Annotated in this window: 13 protein-coding genes and 7 pseudogenes; 4 read left to right on the top strand and 16 right to left on the bottom strand. The window is 58.8% G+C overall.

The window, feature by feature from the left end; translation table 11 throughout:
- Positions 1-499: 499 nt before the first annotated feature.
- Positions 500-1,142 (bottom strand): annotated as a pseudogene (locus tag XI08_RS12065) (DDE-type integrase/transposase/recombinase); the annotation flags it as partial.
- A 67-nt stretch (positions 1,143-1,209) separates the two neighbouring features.
- Between XI08_RS12065 and XI08_RS12060 the strand changes: the two are divergent.
- Positions 1,210-2,258, top strand: a pseudogene (locus XI08_RS12060) (IS110 family transposase).
- A 239-nt stretch (positions 2,259-2,497) separates the two neighbouring features.
- Here XI08_RS12060 and XI08_RS12055 read toward each other — a convergent pair.
- The 3 genes and pseudogenes from XI08_RS12055 to tnpB (XI08_RS46270) all read right to left on the bottom strand — a co-directional run.
- Positions 2,498-2,760, bottom strand: a pseudogene (locus XI08_RS12055) (transposase); the annotation flags it as partial.
- Positions 2,761-2,960: 200 nt separating this feature from the next.
- Positions 2,961-3,980: an IS110 family transposase gene (locus XI08_RS12050; RefSeq protein ID WP_271574540.1), complete on the bottom strand. Its 1,020-nt coding sequence runs from the start codon at positions 3,978-3,980 to the stop codon at positions 2,961-2,963.
- A 239-nt stretch (positions 3,981-4,219) separates the two neighbouring features.
- Entirely contained in the window at positions 4,220-4,480 is a 261-nt protein-coding gene (gene tnpB / locus XI08_RS46270; RefSeq protein ID WP_442869808.1) for an IS66 family insertion sequence element accessory protein TnpB, read from the bottom strand.
- Between the two features lie 276 nt (positions 4,481-4,756).
- Between tnpB (XI08_RS46270) and XI08_RS12045 the strand changes: the two genes are divergently transcribed.
- Positions 4,757-5,902 carry a serine hydrolase domain-containing protein gene (locus tag XI08_RS12045; protein ID WP_271574539.1) on the top strand — a complete coding sequence of 382 codons (1,146 nt, stop codon included), beginning with the start codon at positions 4,757-4,759 and terminating at the stop codon, positions 5,900-5,902.
- A gap of 349 nt (positions 5,903-6,251) precedes the next feature.
- The gene (locus tag XI08_RS12040; RefSeq protein ID WP_333927169.1) at positions 6,252-7,613 is read left to right on the top strand and encodes an aspartate aminotransferase family protein; all 1,362 of its coding nucleotides are present in this window, start codon (positions 6,252-6,254) and stop codon (positions 7,611-7,613) included.
- 244 nt (positions 7,614-7,857) lie between these two features.
- On the opposite strand, the gene XI08_RS12035 is transcribed toward XI08_RS12040, so the two are convergent.
- The 11 genes and pseudogenes from XI08_RS12035 to XI08_RS11985 form a co-directional block, all read right to left on the bottom strand.
- A complete protein-coding gene (locus XI08_RS12035; protein WP_271574537.1) occupies positions 7,858-8,097 on the bottom strand; it encodes a hypothetical protein in 240 nt (79 codons plus the stop codon).
- Positions 8,094-8,960: pseudogene (locus XI08_RS12030) on the bottom strand (IS66 family transposase); the annotation flags it as partial. The gene XI08_RS12035 and the pseudogene XI08_RS12030, both read right to left, overlap by 4 nt.
- Before the next feature lie 12 nt (positions 8,961-8,972).
- Positions 8,973-9,918: pseudogene (locus XI08_RS12025) on the bottom strand (IS630 family transposase).
- Between the two features lie 53 nt (positions 9,919-9,971).
- Positions 9,972-10,646 (bottom strand): annotated as a pseudogene (locus tag XI08_RS12020) (IS66 family transposase zinc-finger binding domain-containing protein); the annotation flags it as partial.
- A gap of 69 nt (positions 10,647-10,715) precedes the next feature.
- Positions 10,716-11,063 carry an IS66 family insertion sequence element accessory protein TnpB gene (gene tnpB / locus XI08_RS12015; RefSeq protein WP_271574536.1) on the bottom strand — a complete coding sequence of 116 codons (348 nt, stop codon included), beginning with the start codon at positions 11,061-11,063 and terminating at the stop codon, positions 10,716-10,718.
- A complete protein-coding gene (gene tnpA / locus XI08_RS46265; RefSeq protein ID WP_442869807.1) occupies positions 11,060-11,455 on the bottom strand; it encodes an IS66-like element accessory protein TnpA in 396 nt (131 codons plus the stop codon). Before tnpA ends, tnpB (XI08_RS12015) begins: the two co-directional genes overlap by 4 nt.
- A gap of 619 nt (positions 11,456-12,074) precedes the next feature.
- Complete coding sequence (locus XI08_RS12005) at positions 12,075-12,857, bottom strand: enoyl-CoA hydratase-related protein (protein ID WP_271574535.1); 783 nt, start codon at positions 12,855-12,857, stop codon at positions 12,075-12,077.
- 64 nt (positions 12,858-12,921) lie between these two features.
- Positions 12,922-14,175, bottom strand: a complete 1,254-nt coding sequence (locus tag XI08_RS12000; protein WP_271574534.1) for a CaiB/BaiF CoA transferase family protein — start codon at positions 14,173-14,175, stop codon at positions 12,922-12,924.
- Positions 14,176-14,563: 388 nt separating this feature from the next.
- Positions 14,564-15,538: an electron transfer flavoprotein subunit alpha/FixB family protein gene (locus XI08_RS11995; protein WP_271574533.1), complete on the bottom strand. Its 975-nt coding sequence runs from the start codon at positions 15,536-15,538 to the stop codon at positions 14,564-14,566.
- Positions 15,538-16,305: an electron transfer flavoprotein subunit beta/FixA family protein gene (locus XI08_RS11990; protein ID WP_271574532.1), complete on the bottom strand. Its 768-nt coding sequence runs from the start codon at positions 16,303-16,305 to the stop codon at positions 15,538-15,540. The genes XI08_RS11995 and XI08_RS11990 overlap by 1 nt, the downstream gene beginning before the upstream one ends.
- Positions 16,302-17,459 (bottom strand): nitronate monooxygenase, encoded by a 1,158-nt coding sequence (locus tag XI08_RS11985; protein ID WP_271574531.1) that lies wholly within the window; start codon positions 17,457-17,459, stop codon positions 16,302-16,304. Before XI08_RS11985 ends, XI08_RS11990 begins: the two co-directional genes overlap by 4 nt.
- Before the next feature lie 1,492 nt (positions 17,460-18,951).
- Here XI08_RS11985 and XI08_RS11980 point away from each other — a divergent pair.
- A complete protein-coding gene (locus tag XI08_RS11980) occupies positions 18,952-20,628 on the top strand; it encodes an MFS transporter (RefSeq protein WP_271574530.1) in 1,677 nt (558 codons plus the stop codon).
- A 603-nt stretch (positions 20,629-21,231) separates the two neighbouring features.
- Here XI08_RS11980 and XI08_RS11975 read toward each other — a convergent pair.
- Positions 21,232-21,439 (bottom strand): annotated as a pseudogene (locus XI08_RS11975) (hypothetical protein); the annotation flags it as partial.

The raw sequence follows: 21,439 nt of genomic DNA, 5'->3' as shown, positions 1-21,439 counted from the left end.
GTACAACGAGGAGCGGCCCCATGGAGCGATCGGCAATCGGCCGCCGATTTTGCTGCAAAATCACGCCGGCGCCACCAGCCCGCCAACGTGATAAGAGCGCAAAACTCTAGTTCTGGGTGGTCCAAAGTTCGGTCTCGCTACAAAAAAGTCCGAGACTCTAGCTGCCGCTGGATGAAAATTCAGTGGCAGGTCATGGCAATAACATTGCCTCTAACATCTCCACGACATTTGAGAAGTTGAGATCAGGTGACCTTGCCCCCATATGTGGAACGGCCCGCGTGGCAAGAGCTTTTTCAGTCGATTTCACACATTGGAACGGTGCGGTCATATGTCCGGCCTTTGCGCCAAGCGCGACCCGTTGATGAGACCTCGATCCGCGATCTCCATCAGGGCCAGCGGCCATGGCATCGGTCGCACTAACAGGCCGTATACATGAACGCACCGGACCGGTAACCAAAGTGCTGCTGAAATCCCTTGCATCCGCGGGGCCGCTATACATGAAGCTCTCGATGAACGCATTCTGCATGGGCTTGTCCGGCGCAATGTAGTGCCAGGCGACGGCTCTGATCCGCCCATGTCAGGATGGCGTTGCTGGTCAGCTCGCTGCCGTTGTCGCTGACCACCATTTTCGGCTTGCCGCGCTCGATCATCAGCCGGTCAAGTTCCCGGGCCCCGCGGATGCCGGAGAGCGAGGTATCGGCCACCAGCGCCAGGCACTCGCGGGTGCAGTCATCGACCACGGTGAGGACGCGGAAGCGGCGGCCGCAGGTCAGCTGATCCGACACAAAGTCGAGCGACCAGCGCTCGTTCGGCGCCATCGGCGCCGTCATCGGCGCCCTGGTCCCGATGGCGCGCTTGCGGCCACCACGGCGGCGTACGCGAGCCTCTCTTCCCGGTAGAGCCGAAACAGCCTCTTGCGGTTGACCAGATAACCCTCCCGCTTGAGCAGCTCGTGCAGGCGTCGGTAACCGAAACGGCGACGTTCCTGGGCATCGCCCTCATGCGCTGGCGAAGGCGGGCATCATCTGCCTTGTAACTCATCGTCATGCGGCAGCAGCCGATGGCTTTACACGTCGTTCGCTCATTCCGTAGACGTTCACTAAATGGGCGACAGCTTTCCGCTTGGCAGCGGGCAACACTATTAATGGGATGGTCCGCCCCGTCCTCCTCCCTCATTATAGGAAGCTCAGATCAAAAGAGGAGAGTATCATGACCCATCGCAATTTGCCGCGACCTGCGGCTGTGAATGGAATCGACATTGGCAAGAACCTGTTCCACGTCGTTGGCCTAAGCTGCGACGGCACACCTGTTCAGAAAGCTCGCTTTCGACGGGACACCCTTCTTCAGTTCTTTGCTCGCGCACAACCAAGCATAGTTGGCATGGAATCCTGCGCCGGTTCACAATGGCTCGCCCGGAAGATACAGGCACTTGGTCACAAGGTGCGCCTGATCCCCGCGCAATTCGTGAAGCCCTACGTGAAGTCAAACAAGAACGATATCATCGACGCCGAGGCGATCGCTGAGGCCGCGACGCGCCCGACAATGCGCTTCGTCGCCGTAAAGGAGGAGGACCAGGTTGATCTTCAAGCGCTGCATCGAATTCGTGACCAGATGGTCGGCTCGAGGACACGCCTGATCAACCAGATGCGGGCTTTCTGCCTCGAGTACGGCGTACCTTTGCGTCAGGGTGCCGGAATATTCAAACTCGAGTTGCCGCGTGCCTTGAATGACGAAGGATACGATTTGTCAGCACTGATGCGTCGCCTGGTGGGCGATCTCTTCGCCGATCTCCGCCGCCTCGAAGAACGGATCCGCGAAGTGACACAGGAGATCGAAGCGATCGCCGATCGAGAGGACGTCACACGCCGCCTGATGACAATCCCTGGTAAGCATTGGGTGCGACCGCTGTACTTGCCGCGATCGGTGATGGGCTGCAGTTTCGCAAGGCCCGGGACCTTGCTGCCTGGCTGGGGTTAGTGCCCAGGCAATACTCGACGGGCGGAAAACAGATGTTGCTTGGCGTCAGCAAACGCGGCAATCGTTATGTGAGAAAGCTTTTAGTGCATGGCGCGCGATCCTGCTTCCGGCATTTGGACCGGAGGCGCGATCGCCTAGGAAGCTGGCTCGACGGGCTCCAGGCTCGGATGCATCCGAACAAGGCCGTTGTCGCTCTAGCCGCCAAGATGGCCCGCATTGTCTGGGTGGTCCTGAACAAGCCTGGGGCTCTCTACGAACGCAGAGATCCTGCTTTCACCTGACGCTTCTGGCTTCGATTGCAAGGCTCGGGAACAGTGATGACGAAACAGTGGATCAACATGCCGTAAGCCCTGTGCAAAAAAGCGGGCTTCGTGCCCGAACCATTTATTGGGAACGGCGTGCGCGGATCTCATCATGGCCTGGCTGCAACAGCAGTCCACTCGCGAGAGGCCGGATACATTTATGCAACTGGACGCGTCATTTTTGCTGTTACGAACCCTTGCACGGGCGGGGCGGACCATACATTCTTTTCCAGGAGATCTTTCAAGGCCGCATTATCCAGCATGGCGTCGGCCAAGGGCCGCTTCAGTCGTATGTTCTCGTCCTCCAGCATTCTCAGCCGCTTGGCCTCCGAGACCTCCATCCCGCCAAACTTGGCTTTCCATTGTAGATGCTGGCCTCGCTGACGCCGTGCTTCGGGCACAGATCGGCAACCGACACGCCAGCCTCGTGCTCCTTCAAAATCCCGACGATCTGCTTCTGTATTCGGTCTGCTTCTGTCAATCCCTTAAGAGCGCGTGCCGCGGGTACCTTGCTTCTGTTCGTGGTCGGCAAAGCCGCCACACGATGGGATTCGGTTGAATGGTCGGTTCAAGCTCTTCGGCGTAGTCAGCCGCCTGGAGGGCGGACGCCACGACAGATCATACGAACTCGACCATCCCCACGCCCCGCGACGGGCGTCTCTTGGGATGGCGATGGCGTCCTTACGCCACCGCCGTCCATCGGAATTCGGTTCCATCAACCCACATTCGGTGAAGGACGACAGCCATCTTTCTGGCCAGCGCGACCTTCGCACGCTTGCTTCCTTGCCGGTGGGCAACACGCACCGCCCAAGCCTTCATCGGGGACCATCGGGTTGATGGCCTGAGAACAACGTTGGCAGCTTCGAACAGGGCTGTGCGCGTCTCTCCATCTCCGACTTTTGTGATCCGTCCCACCCGATCAACCTCGCCAGATTGGTATCGCCGGGGCGTTAACCCGAGATAGGCACCGACGGATTGAGAATGCAGGAATCGCCTCGGATCGTCCACCGTGGAGCGGAAGGTCAACGCAGAGACCGGGCCGATCCCCGGCATTGTCATCAAGAGCCGACAAGCCGGGTCACTGCGCACGGCCTTCAGAACCAGACGATGCAGTCGGCCGTACTCCCGCATCAGCGCTTCGCGTCCGGCAAGCAGCGGATTCATGATCGCCTCCAGCAAGTCGTCATCGCCGACCAACTCACGAACTCGCGTCGCGAACAGACTCCGCGAGACGACTCCGACTTTGAGACCGAGCGGACGCAGAAGTCCGCGGATGACTTGCTCTGCGGCAGCGATGGAGCGGATGATATGCTTGCGAGCCGCGGCCAGCGTCCGGGCCCTTTGACTGCCGATGCTCTTGACGTGAACAGGCTTGAACCATCCCGTTCTCACCACCTGCGCGATCCCACGGGCGTCATTCCGATCGGTCTTCACCGGCATGGCCGAAAGTGCCGCCTTAACCTGGCGGGCTTCCAAACTGACGGCCGGCAGCCCCAGTTCGATTAGATTTGCGGTCAGCCATTCTGACGTCGGTCCTGCCTCAAGGCCCACCCGTTGAACCTGACCAGCCCATGGTTCGAGGTACTGCACAATCGATGGCGCGTCAGCCAAGGTGGTTCCCTCCCGGATAAGCTTTCCGGTCTCGTCCACCGCACATACCGCAACGGAATTCAGCGAAACATCGAGACCGACGTAGATCATGACTTTTCTCCTTCGGATGGAGTTGGTCCATGATCGTCAGCCAAAACGTGCCGCGCAGCAAATAGGTCAGACGATCGGGACCGAATACCCCATCTCTTCCGAAAATCGGCTGCGCTTCATGCTCTGGTCCTCATATGGGCCAGAGCGAACTTCAATCTGGATTAAGTCGGTCACAGGCGGCGTCATTGGGCTTATCAGAGCACAATTTGCCCTGTCTCTTGCCCTTTCAGCTGACTGATTCACTTCGCCGTAGTGCTTTTACCCAACAATCTCCGGCGGCTTGAACGCCGCGGTCCGGACCGCTTCCAGTCCATCCCATCGACAAGGCCCATCAACTGCGCAGCATTCAGCTGCAATCGATGATGTCCGATCCGCGGCCAGCAGAACCTCGCCTTCTCAAGCCGTTTTAAATAGCGACAGAGCCATCCCCACCATACGATCCTTATTCGATTACATGAAAGGTTCTGGTTCCAGAACTGGGCGCAGACATAGAAGCTCACATCGGCTCACAAACTCAGCAGCCGATAGCCGATCGCTCATACATTCCGCGAGACAAGGTTTCTTTGCCGCTTACGACGAAACTCCTCTTAAGAATATGCATCGGCGCACAAATGCGGCGAAGTCGACCGGAATAATGGTGATCTTAGCCGCTCGCCTTTCAATATATTGTGGACGACAAGCCCTGTCGCAACAGAATATCGAGCCGCGAAACTCATATGCCGTCTAGAGGCAGAGGGTACGCTTCAATATCGCATCGGAAACAAGGAGAAAATACGATGAGGGAGATTATAAGCGAAGCCAATCCAGACTTGTATGTAGGCGCAGATCACAAGGCGCGATGGGAGCGCGCAGATCATCGTCGCCACGGCTTCCACAATTTACATCGGCTCGCCCGTTATGGGATTAGTTATCGGTCTGCTCGAGTGATGTTGTTGCAGAAAGCTGCAGATCTGCGCATCGCGAACATGGAGACGGTTGGAAGATTGACATCACTTCCATGGTTCTCAGCCATGGCGGTAATACGTGGCGATCAAATACTTTATGAAAAATATGCGCAAGATTTCAATCCTGATCATCCGCACAGTATAAAATCCATCAGCAAAACAGTCATAAACTTGCTCATTGGCCGGTTAGTTGAGGATAATAAGATACAATTGGGGAAACAAGTTTGCGAATATCTCCCTTGGATAGGTAGTGGCTATCATCAAGCAACCGTACAGCAGGTACTGAATATGGATGTAGCGAACAGTTACAGCGAGGACTGTACTGATCCACTATCAACAGCATTCGATCACGAAGAGGCGCTTGGTTGGCGTCTCCCGGTTGATCTAAAGACCGAAAAGACTCAGCGCGCCTTCTTAGCTTCGATTACCTCCAGGGACATCAAAAATAGAACTGGATACTGCGACTATAAATCTGCAAATTCAGACGTGCTCGGGATGATTGCTGAATCGGTGACTGGGAAGCCACTTCGCGTGCTTTTAGCTGACGTCGCTGATGCTGCAGGATTCGAGGGGTGTCTTCACATTACGACAGACAGAGAGGGATTTCCTGCAGTTTGTGGCGGAATGTGCCTAACCGCGCGCGACTTGGCGCGGTATGGTTCGATATTTATGCGCCGCGGGATGGGAATTGACGGGCTGCATATTGGAAGCGGACCATTTATCGACGCCTCATTGCAGGGGGGGACAGCGGCTGCACCACCCAGAGAAGGGCTTCGCTACTGTAACCACACATTCACTGATGGACGGTGGATAGGACATGGAGGCGCAGGTGGCCAATTTATGCTTGTTGATTTAGTGAGCGGGGTCGTTGCGGTGTTCCTTAGTGTTTTGGAAGTCAGAGATTCATCAGACCGCTCTTACACCAATCCTATCATTCAAATGCTGAGTCAGATTGGCAGGCTTGAATTCGCAAATTAGAATATCAGGCTTCCTTGTTGCATGAAGCGATCTCGAGTGTAGCCATTTCAGGCGGGAAGCACGGGTCGTCTGGTGACATAGCTGAGCAGAGCGCGCGAGATTTCCGCCTGATCCCGGTGCAGCTAGGGACCTTCAGGCGCTCGATAGTCTGGCGTGCCAACCGCCCAGAGCATCGCTGGAAGGTCGCAGCGTCAGATCTGGCGCGAGATGGGCTTACCCATGTCATCCCAACTACTCAAGTATCCAAAGCCTCGTGGCCCCTCTAGAGATCCTTGGTTTACACCCTGCCTAGCTGCCTGATTGGCCAAATAGTCCGTGCAGTTGGTCGGAGATTTTCTCAACTTTCCCTATGTGCGTCGGCAGCGACGCGTTCAGTAGAGGTCTAGAAATGTCGGACGCCCCAGGATGGAACAGCGCACTTCAATCGAGCTTGCTCGAGGCTAGAAATCGCTTCGTCGCCAAGCACCCCCGAAGCTGCGAGCTTCACAGCCAAGCGCGCCTAGTTATGCCGGCTGGAAACACACGCTCAGTCCTCTATTATGAGCCATTTCCAATTGCGATGGACAAAGGCGAAGGCAGCACGCTTTGGGACATCGATGGCCACGAATTTGTGAACCTTTGCGGCGAGTACACAGCCGGCTTGTTTGGCCACTCGGATACGCGGATCGTCGACGCGGTTCAGCAAGCTATCAAGCGAGGACTGAATCTCGCGGCTGTCAGCAGAGCCGAATGCGAGCTCGCAAAGCTCATCTGCACGCGGTTTCCGTCGATAGAGCTTGTGCGTTTCACCAACAGCGGTACAGAAGCGAACCTAATGGCGCTGACCGCGGCTCGGGCCCATACCGGGCGAGACACGATTCTTGCATTCCGCGGCGGCTATCATGGCGGCCTGCTGTTGTTCACGCCCCAAGGCCCGTCCCCTGTTACTATTCCGTTCCCATTTGTTTTGGCCGACTTCAACGACACGGACGCTGCCTCTGCCCTGATAAAGCAGCATGGGGATCGGCTCGCAGCCGTGATCGTCGAGCCGATGCTCGGTAGTGGCGGCTGTATCGCGGCGGAGATCGGCTTTCTGACAACCTTGCGGGAGGCCACGCGAGAGGTTGGTGCCCTGCTCATCTTCGACGAGGTCATGACTTCGCGCATGTCCTATGGTGGGCTCCAAAAGCGCCTGGGCATTACTCCCGATCTCACGACACTGGGCAAGTACATGGCTGGTGGAATGAGCTTCGGGGCGTTCGGTGGCCAAGCCGACGTCATGTCCCTCTTTGACGGGCGCCTGCCGCACGCAGGCACCTTCAACAACAACGTCCTGTCAATGGCTGCAGGTCGCGTGGCACTAGGGGAAATCTTCACTCAGACTGCAGCGGGGGAATTGTATGACCGCGGTGAGCGGTTGCTGACATCACTGAACAATCGGCTCTCGAAACTGGGCGTGTTGATGCACTTTAGCGGGCTAGGTTCCCTCGCGACTGTCCACTACCGCGTCCCCACGATAGTTCGCCCCTATACGCCGACTGCCCGGGAGGATGGCCTAAGGGAGCTGTTCTTTCTCGACATGCTCCAAGCCGGCTTTTATCTCGCCCGACGTGGCATGATCGCGCTGAGCCTCCCGGTCCAACAATCAGATCTCGATCGGTTCGTCGATACGGTTGAGGAGTTCGCGCACAATCGTCGGAGGCTGCTCGGGACTGTCGACGCGTCAGCGTGAGTACGCGTTGCCAGACTCCGAATCAAGAAGCCGGGAGACAAAACACGCGTAGAGCAAAAATGCGGTTCTCAACCGCAGCGGTTCCGATCCGCGCGAACTTGCATCGGCGGAAACTAATCGACAAATGCTAGGCAGCGATGCGCGCGGATGTCAGCCGCTCGTGCTTTGAAGGACGCCGGAAGAGTATCAATTGGAATAGCCTAGCCGCGCGCTGATCCGTATCCATTCGGCGTAGGCCGCAGGGTTAGCGCTTGAGCAGTCCTGGGTTCTCTTTGTAGAACCTGATCAGCTCGATGAGGTCTTCGATTCCGAAGTCGGTGAACGCCTGGACGCCGTCTTCTCCGACGCCATAGACCCAGATGACGCCGTCCTCGATTTCCATTTCGTTGGCGATGTCCCACAGCCAATTTTCATCTTCGCCGAGGTCCTTGGCGACCTTGGTAATGGTGGTGACGTGATGGACCTTATTGACGTGCGTGGTCATGCCGCTCGAGAGGACAGTGCTGATGCCGGCGTCCAATTCCAGGGCAGAAGTTCGTCCAGCCGATGAGCCGGATGGGCGGCGATGCGGGCGAGGATATCGGTGAGCCAGGCCTGCGGATCGATGCCGTTCATTTTTGCCGTGACGATGAGGCTGTACATAGCTGCCGCGCGCCGCCCTCCGCGATCAGATCCGCAGAACAGCCAGGACTTTCGTCCAAGAGCAATGCCTCGCAAGCCTCGTTCAGCGGCATTGTTGGAGAGACACACACGTCCATCTTCCAGGAACAGCGTGAAGCTCACCCATCGCTTCCGTTCGATCTCGAACAGCGCATCGATCCGCCGCACCACCTCGATCGCAATTGGAGAGAGCGGGATTTCCTTCTTTCCGGCACCCTTGCGCCGCGCATTCTCTTCGATGTCAGCCATGGCAAAGAATGGGCGCCTTCCATGCGACCAGCAGGCAGCCTCCCGGATCGGCCCAGGCTGGCGCCCGGCCTGATAGAGCTGGTTGTACCCGTCATAGGCGTCGGCCTGCAGGATGCCGGCATACCGGGCCAGATGCCCCTGCGGATGCTCGCCCTTGCGGTCGCGTGAGTAATGGAACATTGCCGCCGGCGGGCCCGCGCCCCCAAACGGCCGGTCGTCCCGGACGTAGATCCAGCACCGGCCCGTATCGGTCTTGCCCTTGGCCAGCACCGGCACCGTCGTGTCATCGGCATGAAGGCGCTCGGCCGCCATCACATGGGCTTCTACCAGACGCAGCAGGGGATCCAGCGACGCACAGACCGCCCCGACGGCATCCGCCATGGCCGACAGTGCGATCGGCACGCCTTCCAGAGCGTAGCGCTCGGCCTGGCGGTTTAGAGCATTTTCCGATCACGTAGCGTCGTAACCAGCTGCGACGAGATAATTTGACATTCCTCGGGTGAGAAGCGTTTGAGAGCGTTGGCGATTGCTTGCCAGAGATCGGGCATCGTGCGCGCTGCGGCGGCCCGCAACAGCGCCTTCAATTTAGAGAAGGCCATTTCGATCGGGTTGAAGTCTGGACTGTATGGCGGGAGATAGAGCAGGCTTGCCCCGACCGCCTGGATGGCCTCTCGAACGCCATAGACCTTGTGAGCGGGCAAGTTATCCATGATAACGGTATCACCCGGCCGCAGCGATGGGGCGAGCAATTGTTCGACGTAGGCCAGGAAAGCGTCGCCATCCATTGGACCGTCCAGAACAAGCGGCGCGATCAGACCGTCGAAGCGCAATCCAGCGGTGAATGTCGTCGTCTTCCAATGTCCGTGTGGGACAGCTGCACGACATCGCTCGCCGCGTGGCGAGCGACCGTAAAGCCGCGCCATTTTGGTGTTGGCGCTGGTTTCGTCGACGAAGACGAGACGCTCAGGGTCAAGATCGATTTGCCCTTCGAACCACTGCTCACGCGCGGCATTTATATCGCCGCGCCGTTGCTCGGCGGCGTGCGCTGTCTTTTTTTAAGTGTGATCTTTCTGCGCTGGAAGAAACGCCAGAGTGACGCGATGCCGGCCGATATTCCACGACGCTTCAAAAGTTCTCGCAACTCGGCGAGCGTGATATCCGGCCTTGCTGTCACCGCGTCCAAGATCAATTGCGAATGTGCTTCGATGCGCTGCGATTTGCGGTCACCGCCCTGGCGTTTAGGAGCGATGTCGCCAACTTCCTTGAGGCGACTGCGCCAGCGGATCGCGCTGGCTGCGCTGACACCGAAGCGCGCGGCAGCCTGTCGACAGGACAAGCCGCCGTCAATCGCGGCTACCACCCTTTGGCGAAGATCAACTGAGAGCGCCCTGGTCATACATGCTGACCTCCTTCGCCAGCATGTAGCTTGAATCTGACTCGCGCCGTTTTGGGAATCCCCATCCGATTCATTTCGGTCGGAAAATGCTCTAGCGGCTGATGCTGACCGAACTTCTCGAACATGATCATGGCCAGGAGGCTCGGGCCAGCCCATCCCCGAGCGATGGCATGGAACGGCGCCGGCGCCTGGCTGATCTTCTCGCAGTCGCGGCAGGAGAACTTCTCCCGGACCGTCTCGATCACCTTCCACTGGCGCGGCACCACTTCCAGCGTCCGCGTCGCGTCCTCGCCGAGCTTGCGAAGGCGATTGCTGCCGCAGCATTCACAAGCCGTCGGCCCATCGATTACCACCCGCTCCCGGGGAAGGTGCTCGGGGAAGGTCTGGCGCTCTGCGCGCTTGCGCGTAAATCCGCGCACCGTCGTCGTCTTCGCCACGGCTCGTTCCGCCGCAAGCTCGTCCTCGGTGGCGTCGGCTTCCAGCTCTTCGAACGTCAGCGCCAACTGGTCGATCAGCCGCGCCGAACATTCTGACCGTTGCCCATAGATCTGATGCTTCAGCTTGGCGATCTGCAACTGCTGCTGGGCGATCAGCGCTTCGTCTTCCGACGCTTTCGCGCGGGCGACCGCGAGCTCGGCGGCGATCTCCAAACCCTTCGCGCGCTCGACCGCCAGCGCCTCTCTCAGGGCGGCAACGTCATTCCGAACAGCGTCGCGATCCTCATTCATGCGACGCAGTGAATCACAAATTGGACGCGTTGGGACTCCCCAAACTGCCTGCATCCGTAGTTTCTTCGCTCAGCCCGCGCTCTGCGGCCGCCAGCTTAGTTGCGGATTCCTCAAATCGATGCCCTCGAGCATGTAAGCCATCTGCGCCGCAGAGATCGACACCGCGCCGGCCGACGCCGACGGCCAGATGAACTTGCCGCGATCCAGACGCTTGGCGTAGAGCGACATGCCTAATCCGTCATGCCAGAGGATCTTGACCAGATCGCCGCGGCGGCCCCGGAAGATGTAGAGATCGCCAGCGTGCGGATCGCGCTTCAGAATCTCCTGAACTGTAAGATCCAGGCTTCGCATGCCGCGACGCATGTCGGTGTGGCCAGTGGCGATCCAAACCCTGACGCCGCTCGGAATCGGGATCATCGTCGCCGCAGCAGCTCAAGAACTCGCTGCAGCGCCTCAACGTCCACGTCACGGTCAACGCGAACGCGACAGCCGCCGCCAAGCTCGATCTCGATGATTCCAGCCCTTGCACGCTGCGCAGGTGGGGAAGACGCCGGATGTGGCGCGTCGCTCGAGATCGGACCCGCCACCGGCGTGATCTCGACGGGAACGAGAGCTGGCACGGAATCTCTGCCCAGTCGCCCCTGGCGCGCTTGTCGACGCCAGGTGAACAGCAGGCTGTGAGCCACCCCGTGCCGGCGCGCGACGCCGCAGACCGTCTCGCCAGCCTGCAAGGTCTCTTCGACAAGGCGAACCTTCTCGTCGTAACTCCATCGCCGCCGGCGCTCGGCGCCCAACACATTGACCTGCATTCGCCACGTGACCTTAAGGCTAGACTTAAGGTCAAATCCTCGGGCCGCCTCTCAAACTACACAAGGCGGCCGACGCCGGAGGGATACGCTGATCCTAGCGGTTTGCCCCGATCATCGCGATTGCGCTAAGTCGCGGGCCAGGCTATGCGATCAATCGCTGTTGGGGCATTCGGAGTGAGGACTGCTCAACCCAAATACAGAGATCGTTGCACGCAAGCCAGACTCGAAGCGGAGTTTCGGGCAAAGCGCGCTGCCTTCGCTTTCGAATAGCCACATCCATTTAAGTATGGAACCGGAACAGAGAGATCGTCCCCTCTCCTCGATCGACCGAGCCGGGAATGCCGTGTTTCGCAGCCGCATATGTGGGCCGATAAGTCGTATTTTCGACCGGCGGCACCTCGTGCATAAAAGCCAGCATGTTGGGACGGATCAACCGCCTGGCGGTTCAATATCAATAACCTCGGGCCCCGAGCCCGCCGAACATGGCCCCCGTAAGCAAAGCCACGTTCATCGGCGAGATCGTGGACGAGACAGGGTGCAAGAAAGGCGGCACCACCGTGCGGGCTTGCTCACTATCGTCCGATGGTTCTGGCATTCGATCATCAGCTCACATGCATCACTATTTCATCTTCCACAGGGGCCGTCGCTTCTCGGCAAATGCCTTGGGACCCTCGATCGCATCCTCCGTTTCTGCCAACGCTCGCAGCAGTGGAGCTCCCATTTTGTACGACTCCTCGACCGGAAGATGCCGCCCTTTCATCACAACCTGCTTGATGGCCTGAATCGCCAGTGGCGAGCAGAGAGTTATCGCCTCAGCAATAATATCTGCCTGCTTCATCAGGGCATTCCTGTCTGGGTGCAGGCTGTGGACGAGGCCGCAGCGTAGAGCTTCCTCGCCGCTGATCCGATTTCCCGTAAGTTGAATGTACAACGCTTCACCAAGGGGAATCATCCTGGAGAGGTTATGACAACCGAAATAGTTCGCCATCAAGTTCCAGCGCGGTTCAGGCAAGCCGAAAGTGGAATGGGACGTCGCGATTCTGATGTCACATTGCAGAGCCAGTTCAAAGCCTCCAGCGACGCAGTGGCCGTCCACAGCGGCGATCGTCGGCTTCCACAGCCCTAGATCGGCGAAACGGGAGAGCCCATCGGGCCTCCGTCCCTTGCCGTCTTTGTCATATTGCGCCACTTCCTTCAGATCCATGCCGGCCGAGAAAGCTCGACCTCCGGCGCCGGTCAATACCGCGACCAACAACTCCCTATCATTCTGGAACTCCCTCAGTGCGTCCATCAAGGCGCGCTCCATTTCCACATTCAGGGAGTTGAGCACCTCCGGCCGATTGAGTGTTATGTAAAGAATGGCACCCTTCTTCTCCGACAATACGACTTGGCGATCGGACATTGATCTCTCTTCCATCCAGAAATTGCGTCATCTCAGTGCGACAGAAAAGGCTCTTCGAGTGTGGTCACGATCCGATCGCACCCTCGGTTTTGAGGCTGGCGATCGCTATTGCGTCGTACCCTAACTCTTTAAGCACTTCCTCCGTGTGCTCCCCAAGCATGGGACCCGGTCGCACAGAAGTCGTGATGGGCTCGCCGTCAATATTGATAGGACTGCCCACCGATTTCACTTTCCCGCACTTCTGATGCTCGAACTCCACGATCAGTCGGCGTGCTTGTGTGTGGGGGTGATCCAGCGCAGCACCGACGCTGAGGACAGGCGCATGCGGCAGTCCAACAGCAGCAAAGCGGTCACACCACTCGGCAACCGTTTTATCTTTCAGGCAATCGATCAGCAGAGTTTCAACTTCCTGTCGGCGCTCGAGGCGGCTGCCCGCCTTCGCCAGGTCCGCATCTTCGGCAAGCTCTGGGTGGCCGATACCTTGACACAACAATGGCCAGAAAGCGTCACCAAACACTGCGATCGCAATGTATCCGTCAGCGGCTGGAAAGGCACCGTAAGGCACCACCTTTGGGTCGCCGGAACCGACCGGCGGCAAGAGGTCACCATCGGCCAGGTAACGACCAGCGAAGTACGGAATCGTTGTAAGAAGGGCATCGAACATGCTGAGGTCAATGACGCAACCGCGGCCCGATGTCATACGGCCGATCAAAGCCGAAGCGATCGCGGCGGCCCCATAAACGCCACTTAGAATATCTCCGATTGGCACACCGGCGCGCATCGGCGGCCTTCCTGGCTCTCCGGTCAGACTCATCACACCGGAGATCGCCTGAGCAACGAGATCGAAGGACTTGTGGTCCCGCAGTGGTCCGCTCTGTCCAAATCCCGAGATGGAGCAAATGACAAGAGCAGGATTGAGCTTACGAAGGTGCTCATAGCCGAAGCCAAGCGCTTCGAGCATTCCAGGACGGAAATTCTCCACCAGCACGTCCGCCCGCCGGACCAGCTCTTCAAGGATGAGCTTGGCTCCCTTACGCTTGAGATCGAGCGCGAGGCTGCGCTTGTTTCGATTGAGGCCCGCAAAGTAATAGCTCTCGCCTTGGCGGATCGGGTCAACCTGCCGGGACATGTCACCGACCCCGAGCCTTTCAACCTTCAGGACTTCCGCCCCCAAGTCCGCCAAGATAGTGGTGCAAGAGGGACCAGCCAGAACATGCGTGAGATCGAGGACATGTATGCCCTGGAGCGGCCGACGCGAGATGTCTTCCGCGCTACGGTCGTTCGATGCCGGGGGTGGTGTGGTGAGGCTAGTTGACATAGTTATCTTTCATTGCATCGAAATTGGATGGTGTTTTGATCTCGGTGCAGAACACCCGGGTCTGCTCCAAAACTCAGGGCTTTCTTGTCTCGATGGGCGCTGATTCGGTCGGCTAGCCGTCCAGGTTCGGCGCAATGCGTTTCAGCTTGAATGGAGATTGCTCCTAACCGATGCACGCGAATGTTGTTGGATCTCGGGCAAGTAGGCACGGCGAACTGAACCATGCGCGTCGACGAACGCATGCATGTTCTGGATGGTGGATTCGGCACCCGTCACTCATCAATTTACGCAGGTGCGGACTTTCGCTATCAAGGACATCACGCATCGCATAGTAACCCTTGCGTACGGCGTCCCGCTCCGCTGAGAGGCCGATCCAGGTGACGCGAAATCATGCGCGCCCCTCTAGCCGTTCCTCCAACAATCGGGTGACCTCAGGAACGATCTGCAGCGCATCTCCGACAACGCCCAGATCCGCAATTTCAAAGATCGGCGCGGCAGCGTCGGAATTAATCGCGATGATGACCTTCGCGTCCTTCATACCCACCAGGTGTTGAATAGCGCCGCTAATTCCCACCGCGAGGTAGACATCCGGTCTTACAATCTTGCCGGTCTGCCCGATTTGCGCGGAGTAAGGTCGCCAGCCCGCATCTACCGCCGCCCGACTTGCTCCGACGGCCGCCCCGGGGATGATGGTTGCGATACGCTCTAAGAGCTCGAAGTTCCGCCCCTCTCGCAAGCCCCGTCCACCTGAGATGACCACGCGCGCATCCTCGACCTTGGCGCCCGCGGCAGGCTGCTCATGGATTTCGGCAAGCCGCGTGCGACACGTCGCTGCCGGCACTGCTGGATCGATCTGGATGACGCGCGCGACGCGATCAGTTGGGCAGGCTGAGAAGGCTTTCGCCCGTGCGATGACGATGCGCGGAGCAGGCCCGCTGAGAGCGACATCGACGACTTGGGTGCCGCCGAAGACCTGCATTCGGACGCACTCCGTAGATACCACTTCATCGACGTTGGACACGAGCGTGCCACCCGTCATTGCCTGGAGACGGCCTGCGACATCGCGCGCGTCGGAGCTTGGACCGAACAGGATGAGAGCAGGCTCGTGCTCGCTTACAAGCCGATGAACCACAGCTGCAGCAGGCCATCCCGGATACTCGGCGAAGATTTTGTCGTCTGAGACGAAGACGTCGCCTGCTCCGTACCGGCCCAGGGTGGCGGCTGCTGTTGTTGCCCCCGGCCCGAGCGCGACGGCAGCGACGTCACGACTCAGCTCGCGCGCTTTCGTGAGCTGCTCGAGAGCCGTCGGCTCGACCGTGCCGTCCGAATGCACTTCGGCGTAGACCCATACTATAGAACCCATCACAGCACTCCAGCCTTCTCGAGCATAGCAACTACACGCACTGGCGCGAGGCTCGCGTCCTCCAAGATTTCGCCAGCCGACCTGCGGGCAAGTTCAGTGGCGGCGACGACTTTTTGCGCCGGCCCAACCTCACTCGGAGTGAGGGAGAGGTCGGCTAGCGAAAGGGTGGACACTCGCGCCTGCTTGCCTCGAACAACCCCTTTAAATGATGGGTATCGCGGCTCATTGGCCGCAGCCGTTACCGTAAGGACGCACGGGAGTGAGCACTCGAGGATACTGTAGCCGCGGGACGTCTGCCGTTCAACGCGGATCGTGTCAGCGCTCAGCTCGATCCGACGGGCGAAAGTCGCGCTGGGGAGTTCGAGAAGCTGCGCAACTGTTATCGGCAGCGTGCCTGTCGAACCGTCCGTGGACTCGACGCCGGCGATGATGAGGTCATAAGCCTCGCGCCGCAGCGCGGCCGCCAGCACACGAGCGGTCACGAGTGCGTCAGCGCCTGCAAGCAAAGGGTCGGACACGAGAATACCTCGGTGAGCGCCCATCGCGATCGCCCTGCGAACTGCGGCGACTGCAGATGTAGGGCCCATCGAAAGCGCAGCAATCTCTCCGGCATTCGCTTCGGCAATTCGCACGGCGGCCTCGACCGCGTGCTCGTCGCCCGGATCGAGCACCCCATCGCGACCATCTCGCTTCAGGCGAAGATCCTGCGACAACTCCGGTCGGCCGGCCGGATTGGGCACGGCCTTGACAAGGACGGCGATCTTCAACGATCCAACTCCTCGTTTCCGGACAGCGTATCCGCGAAGCCCTGAGCCACGTTGAGACACCCGTCAACCATATCAAATATGACTTGATGGACAGGCTTGACCTCATTCAACGATCCGACAACCTGCCCCACGGAGTAGCCCATCAATTTTCGCGCACCTTCGCTGCTGTAGGCGGCGCGCTGGATACGCTCCAGAGCATCTGCGCAGAGCAGCCACTGTAGTGGCGATGGGAGGGACCCCGGGCTATCTGGGCCTTCCCATTCCTCCGCCCAAGCGGTCCGAAGCTGCCTGCACGGCTTTCCCGATTCTGATAGAGTCCTCACAGTATCGCTCGACGTCGCACGAAGAAGCTTCTCCTTCACGAGCGGGTGGGTTTCAGCCTCTTCTGTCGTCAGCCAAACACTCCCGCACCAAACGCCTTGTGCGCCGAGGGCAAGCGCTGCGGCAAATTGTCTTCCGCTCGCAATGCCGCCCGCAGCCAACACAGGAACAGGGCCTGCGGCATCAACGACTTCGGGAATTAGGACCATGCCACCGATATCACCGGTGTGGCCCGCCGCCTCGTAGCTTTGCGCGATGATGAGGTCGACGCCCGCGTCCAGCTGCTTGCGAACGTGCTTTTTAGCACCAACGAGCCCTGCAATGCGGACTCCTTTCCGATGCGCCGCATCCACCAGATGCGCAGGCGGCGGACCAAGGGCGCTCGCGATAAGCCTGATGGGATGACGAAGCGCCACTTCAAGAAGCGCGACTTCTTTCTCACGCGAAAAGGCGTCGCGCGCTATGGTGTAGGGGAGCTTCTCGTCAGATAGCTGCGGCGGAAGCTCGGGCACGCCATACCTCGCCAAGAGGTCGTTGATGAACTTCCGGTGCCGCTCGGGAATCTGAGCCTCGAGCTCCTCCCGGGGCAGCTCGGCGCCCGACTCGTCGCCGTAGAGCTTGGCTGGGATCTGAGCATCGACCCCAAACGGGCGGTCACCGACCTCCTTTTCAATCCACCTCAACTCGGTTTCGAGCTCATCGGGAGTAAGCCGCGCCACCCCAAGCACCCCGAAACCGCCAGCTTTGCTGACGGCGGCGACAACGTCGCGGCAGTGGCTAAAGGCGAAAATGGGAAATTCAATTCCCAACATGTCACAGACGGACGTCCTCATTCTAACTCCTCCCATTTGAACTTTCCAGGTCGTTTCTCGCGGCCAGAATTCACAGCCCTCTCCCCCGCCCAGAACCAAGGGGCATCAGCGTCGCGGAATTGAGTCGCTTATTCGCCCCGAGTTTGACCATAGCTTTTCTCGTGACATCAGCCGGGCAGCCCCGAACGAGCACACAACGTTTTAAAGTTTGTCGCCGATTAAGACTGCAAAAATTAGCCAAACATCGAGTAATTACTGCGAATTACCGCCATCGTACGCATTTTTGCGGCATCGAACCGATCAGGAGTAACGCCGACTGCGCCGAGTAGCCCAATCCGGGATTCCTGCCGGCAACTCGCAGGGGCAAATTGGGCCTAAACGCTTTACGTAAGACAGACCTATACCGCGCATCCGTTGCTGCTTGATCCTGCAATCTCCTTTGCAGTCGGTGATAACGGCAGATCCATCGACTTTGATCAACCTGCTCTGAATGGTTTTTTCGGGAAGTAGAATTGGTCGGCATTGCTGTCAGTTGTATCCGTGCGCCGCTTGTCGTTCCGGGCTGGACGGCACCTAGAACAGCCCACCCATTGACATTCCGCGCTCGACCAAGTGAACCGGCCGCGCGTATAGGAAATTACGAATACGGCATCACCGCGCCGAGACGCCGCTTAGCCTGAGTTGCCCGTGCTAGAGCAACATAGTGCAACGAACAAAGGCGGGCATAGAGGACTCTGCGCCGTACCGCCATTCGATGCAGCTGCCTCACACACCCCAGCATGGTCCGGCGAAAATCCTCGCATCTAGTTTCGCATTGCCAAAAAGCTGCGTCGTCGCCTGAAATGCGAAGAAATACAGCGCGTGGAAGACTGAACTTGCCGTGTCGGCGAAAGCCCAGCAAGGGATGCGCGTGCGCTCGCTCCTCTGAGTAAGCGCGAAAGTGCGTGCTGATAACTTGCGCTTACCGGCCGCCAGACACGCACCGCGTTCAAGTCACTCGGCACTTTTGCAGGGTTCAATTCAACGCAACACCAACGCATGAGGCGAGCGGGATACGAACGTCTCTTGTTCGTCGGCGCAAACGTTCACGAGCAAGTGTGCTATAAGCCCCCAGATGCCAGCAGACGATTGTCGCGACCGACCGGATACGAATTTTCTTGTGTCCATAGTGAAGTCCCTCATTGAAGGTCTTGCGCGTGACTCATTCAGACGCATTATACAATCAAGATATCAGGTTGCAGATCTACATGCGCCAGGAAGCTCTTGGCAGATTCGCTGCATGATCGAATCATCACGCTCCAGAGTGCTGCTGTGAACCATTTGCCCTTGGCGCTCACTTACAGGTCAAGGCGCGGGGTATCGCGCATATGGCAGCAAGAGCCCTCACAAGGTCCTCGCGCAAGCTGCGCAAATCGCGGCATTGCAGCGAAGTTTGTCCAGCTGCTGGCTAAAATGTCTCGCTCCGTTATTTATGTAATTCGAGTCCAATCAATTTTGCCAAGGCGGACCGTGTATGACTGATGCGCCCAAGCCCCAGACGCTTAGCTTCGACGGCGTCACTGCGCCCTTGCGCTATGCCGCGTATCGGAACATCTGGCTAACGAGCCTGGTGTCCAATCTCGGGATCCTGATCCGCGGCGTAGGTGCGGCATGGGCAATGACGGAGATGACGTCGTCGGCTGACAAGGTAGCCTTGGTTCAGACCGCAACGACATTGCCAGTAATGCTTTTCTCGTTGTTCGCCGGTGCTATTGCCGACATGTATGACCGTCGCCTTGTGGCCATGTTTGCCCTGTCGATCGCGCTTTGGGCAGTCACCGCGATGACCGCACTTCAATGGTTAGGTCTCATCACAACAAACCTGCTTTTGATCCTTTGTTTTTTGATTGGCAGTGGTATGGCATTCATGAGCCCGGCCTGGCAATCCTCCGTCTCAGAGCAGGTGCCGGCGGCCGCACTGCCGGCCGCCGTTACGCTCAATGGCATCAGCTTCAACATCGCACGCAGTTTCGGGCCTGCGATCGGTGGCATTGTGGTTGCAACTGCGGGAGCTGTGGGAGCCTTTGCGATCAATGCGTTGTTCTATCTGCCGCTGATGACGGCGCTGTTCTTGTGGAAACCTGTGGCAAAGCCATCGCGGCTACCGCGCGAACAGCTGATGCGAGCCGTTGTCTCGGGCGTCCGATACATCGCGAATTCGCCCCCGATTAAGATCGTGATGACTCGGGCCATGGTAACTGGTGCGGTTGGAAGCTCGATATTGGCGCTGATGCCGCTGATTGCGCGCGATCTACTGCATGGCGGCGCGCAGACTTACGGGATCATGCTCGGGGCCTTTGGTTTTGGCGCGATCATCGGGGCGCTATACATCGGCGAGGTGCGAAAGCGGATGAGCGGGGAGGCCGCCTTGCGCGCCTGCATGCTTTCCATGGGGTGCACGATCGTGGCCGTGGCGCTTAGCCGTCAACCGGTCCTAACCGCGATCGCCCTCATTTTGGCCGGTGCGACGTGGCTGATGGCATTCACGTTGTTCGATATCGGGGTGCAGCTCTCGGCCCCGCGCTGGGTCGCGGGCCGATCGCTCGCGGCCTATGAGGCTGCGTACTCCGGTGGGATTGCAATCGGCAGCTGGAGCTGGGGCCATCTAACCGATGCGGCCGGAGTTGAAATCGCGCTGCTTGTCTCGGCCGCGCTGATCCTGCTCTCCCCGCTGCTGGGGCTGTGGGTTCCTATGCCGCGCATTAGCACCCGCGCAGAGGATCCGGAAGCGGCGGTCGATCCTGAGGTGCGGCTCCCGCTAACCGATCGCAGCGGGCCACTGGTTGTGGAGATCGAATATCGGGTGGCACATGAGAACGCGCGAGCATTTCATAACGTTATGCAGGACGTGCAGCTGTCCCGTCAGCGCAATGGCGCCTATGGGTGGTCAATCGCGCGCGACATCGCGAATCCCGATCTGTGGACCGAGCGTTATCACTGCCCGACTTGGCTCGATTATTTGCATCAGCGCAACCGCTGGACCCGGTCCGACCACGCGCTGGATCAGCTAGCTGTCGGTTTCCACATCGGTCCCGAGCCGGTGCGCATTCGCCGCATGCTGGAACGCCCGTTCGGCTCGGTGCGCCGGACGGAAGACCTTCCTGGACCAATTGCGAATGGAGTGCCGCCTAGCGGTTACTTCGGCCGATAACGAGACGGCTCTGGAAACACCGGTAACGACCGGAGGACCGGGCCTTTAAAGTACCTTGCGTCCGGATTGAGGACCATGTCGACGTCTAATGAGCAAATAGCTCTGGCGGTTACCTGACCTTGTCGAGGAGACCCCTTGCAACTGACGCAGGTGGGAAGCTGCCTGTCCCCCAAGCCGCTGACCAAGCGCGCCTTGGCTGAGCCTGTTGCTGGCGGGAGCAACTTGACCTAGACGTCTACATCGCTCTGGGTTGCGCGAGCAGCTCGCGTTAACGTGCGTTCAGTGGCCGCTTCCAGGATGTCTCGATCTGAAGAGTAACGATCAATATGCGAAACTGATTGACGCTTTGCACGGACCTCCGCCGCCCGTTTGATGGCCAAGATGAACGTCGCCGTTCCGTAGCTGATGCGCCAGTCGCGGCACGCTTTAGGTCCACATTTCCCGGCGATTTTGGCGCGTTCATTTCGGTGCGGCACTGATGCTCTGAGTGTCGATTCGCCGTCCCAAACCTGAAGATGGAATGCTGCGTGGGTCAGCCGGTACTATATCAAAGGGCACGGCAAAGACGTCACCGACCTCATCCCCGTGGCCGTCGGCCGCAACTTACGGCAATTCCTTCGCCTGGTTCAGACAGGTCTCTGGAAAGCTCCGAACAAGGACCCGCAAGGAACTGCAAGCCGCTTGGTGCGTGCTGCCGCACGAACCGGCAAAGAATGGCGCTTGACCAGAGATCCATGGTAAGCGGCGTGTCTCCCGCACCTTGTTGCTGTTGAGCAGACCGGCAATATGCGTTCCGTCTTGAAGAGGACGG

The organism is Bradyrhizobium sp. CCBAU 11361 (assembly GCF_028128935.1).
Lineage (GTDB): Bacteria > Pseudomonadota > Alphaproteobacteria > Rhizobiales > Xanthobacteraceae > Bradyrhizobium > Bradyrhizobium niftali.
Note: the sequence above shows the minus strand (reverse complement) of the source record. Positions and strands in the feature narration are given on the sequence as shown.

Bases quoted from the DNA above. Each gene is read 5' to 3' on its own strand.
- XI08_RS12050 (WP_271574540.1), bottom strand. From the start codon at position 3,980: ATGATCTACGTCGGTCTCGATGTTTCGCTGAATTCCGTTGCGGTATGT.
- XI08_RS12045 (WP_271574539.1), top strand. From the start codon at position 4,757: ATGAGGGAGATTATAAGCGAAGCCAATCCAGACTTGTATGTAGGCGCA.
- XI08_RS12040 (WP_333927169.1), top strand. From the start codon at position 6,252: ATGTGCGTCGGCAGCGACGCGTTCAGTAGAGGTCTAGAAATGTCGGAC.
- XI08_RS12035 (WP_271574537.1), bottom strand. From the start codon at position 8,097: ATGACCACGCACGTCAATAAGGTCCATCACGTCACCACCATTACCAAG.
- tnpB (WP_271574536.1), bottom strand. From the start codon at position 11,063: ATGATCCCGATTCCGAGCGGCGTCAGGGTTTGGATCGCCACTGGCCAC.
- tnpA (WP_442869807.1), bottom strand. From the start codon at position 11,455: ATGCAGGTCAATGTGTTGGGCGCCGAGCGCCGGCGGCGATGGAGTTAC.
- XI08_RS12005 (WP_271574535.1), bottom strand. From the start codon at position 12,857: ATGTCCGATCGCCAAGTCGTATTGTCGGAGAAGAAGGGTGCCATTCTT.
- XI08_RS12000 (WP_271574534.1), bottom strand. From the start codon at position 14,175: ATGTCAACTAGCCTCACCACACCACCCCCGGCATCGAACGACCGTAGC.
- XI08_RS11995 (WP_271574533.1), bottom strand. From the start codon at position 15,538: ATGGGTTCTATAGTATGGGTCTACGCCGAAGTGCATTCGGACGGCACG.
- XI08_RS11985 (WP_271574531.1), bottom strand. From the start codon at position 17,459: ATGAGGACGTCCGTCTGTGACATGTTGGGAATTGAATTTCCCATTTTC.
- XI08_RS11980 (WP_271574530.1), top strand. From the start codon at position 18,952: ATGACTGATGCGCCCAAGCCCCAGACGCTTAGCTTCGACGGCGTCACT.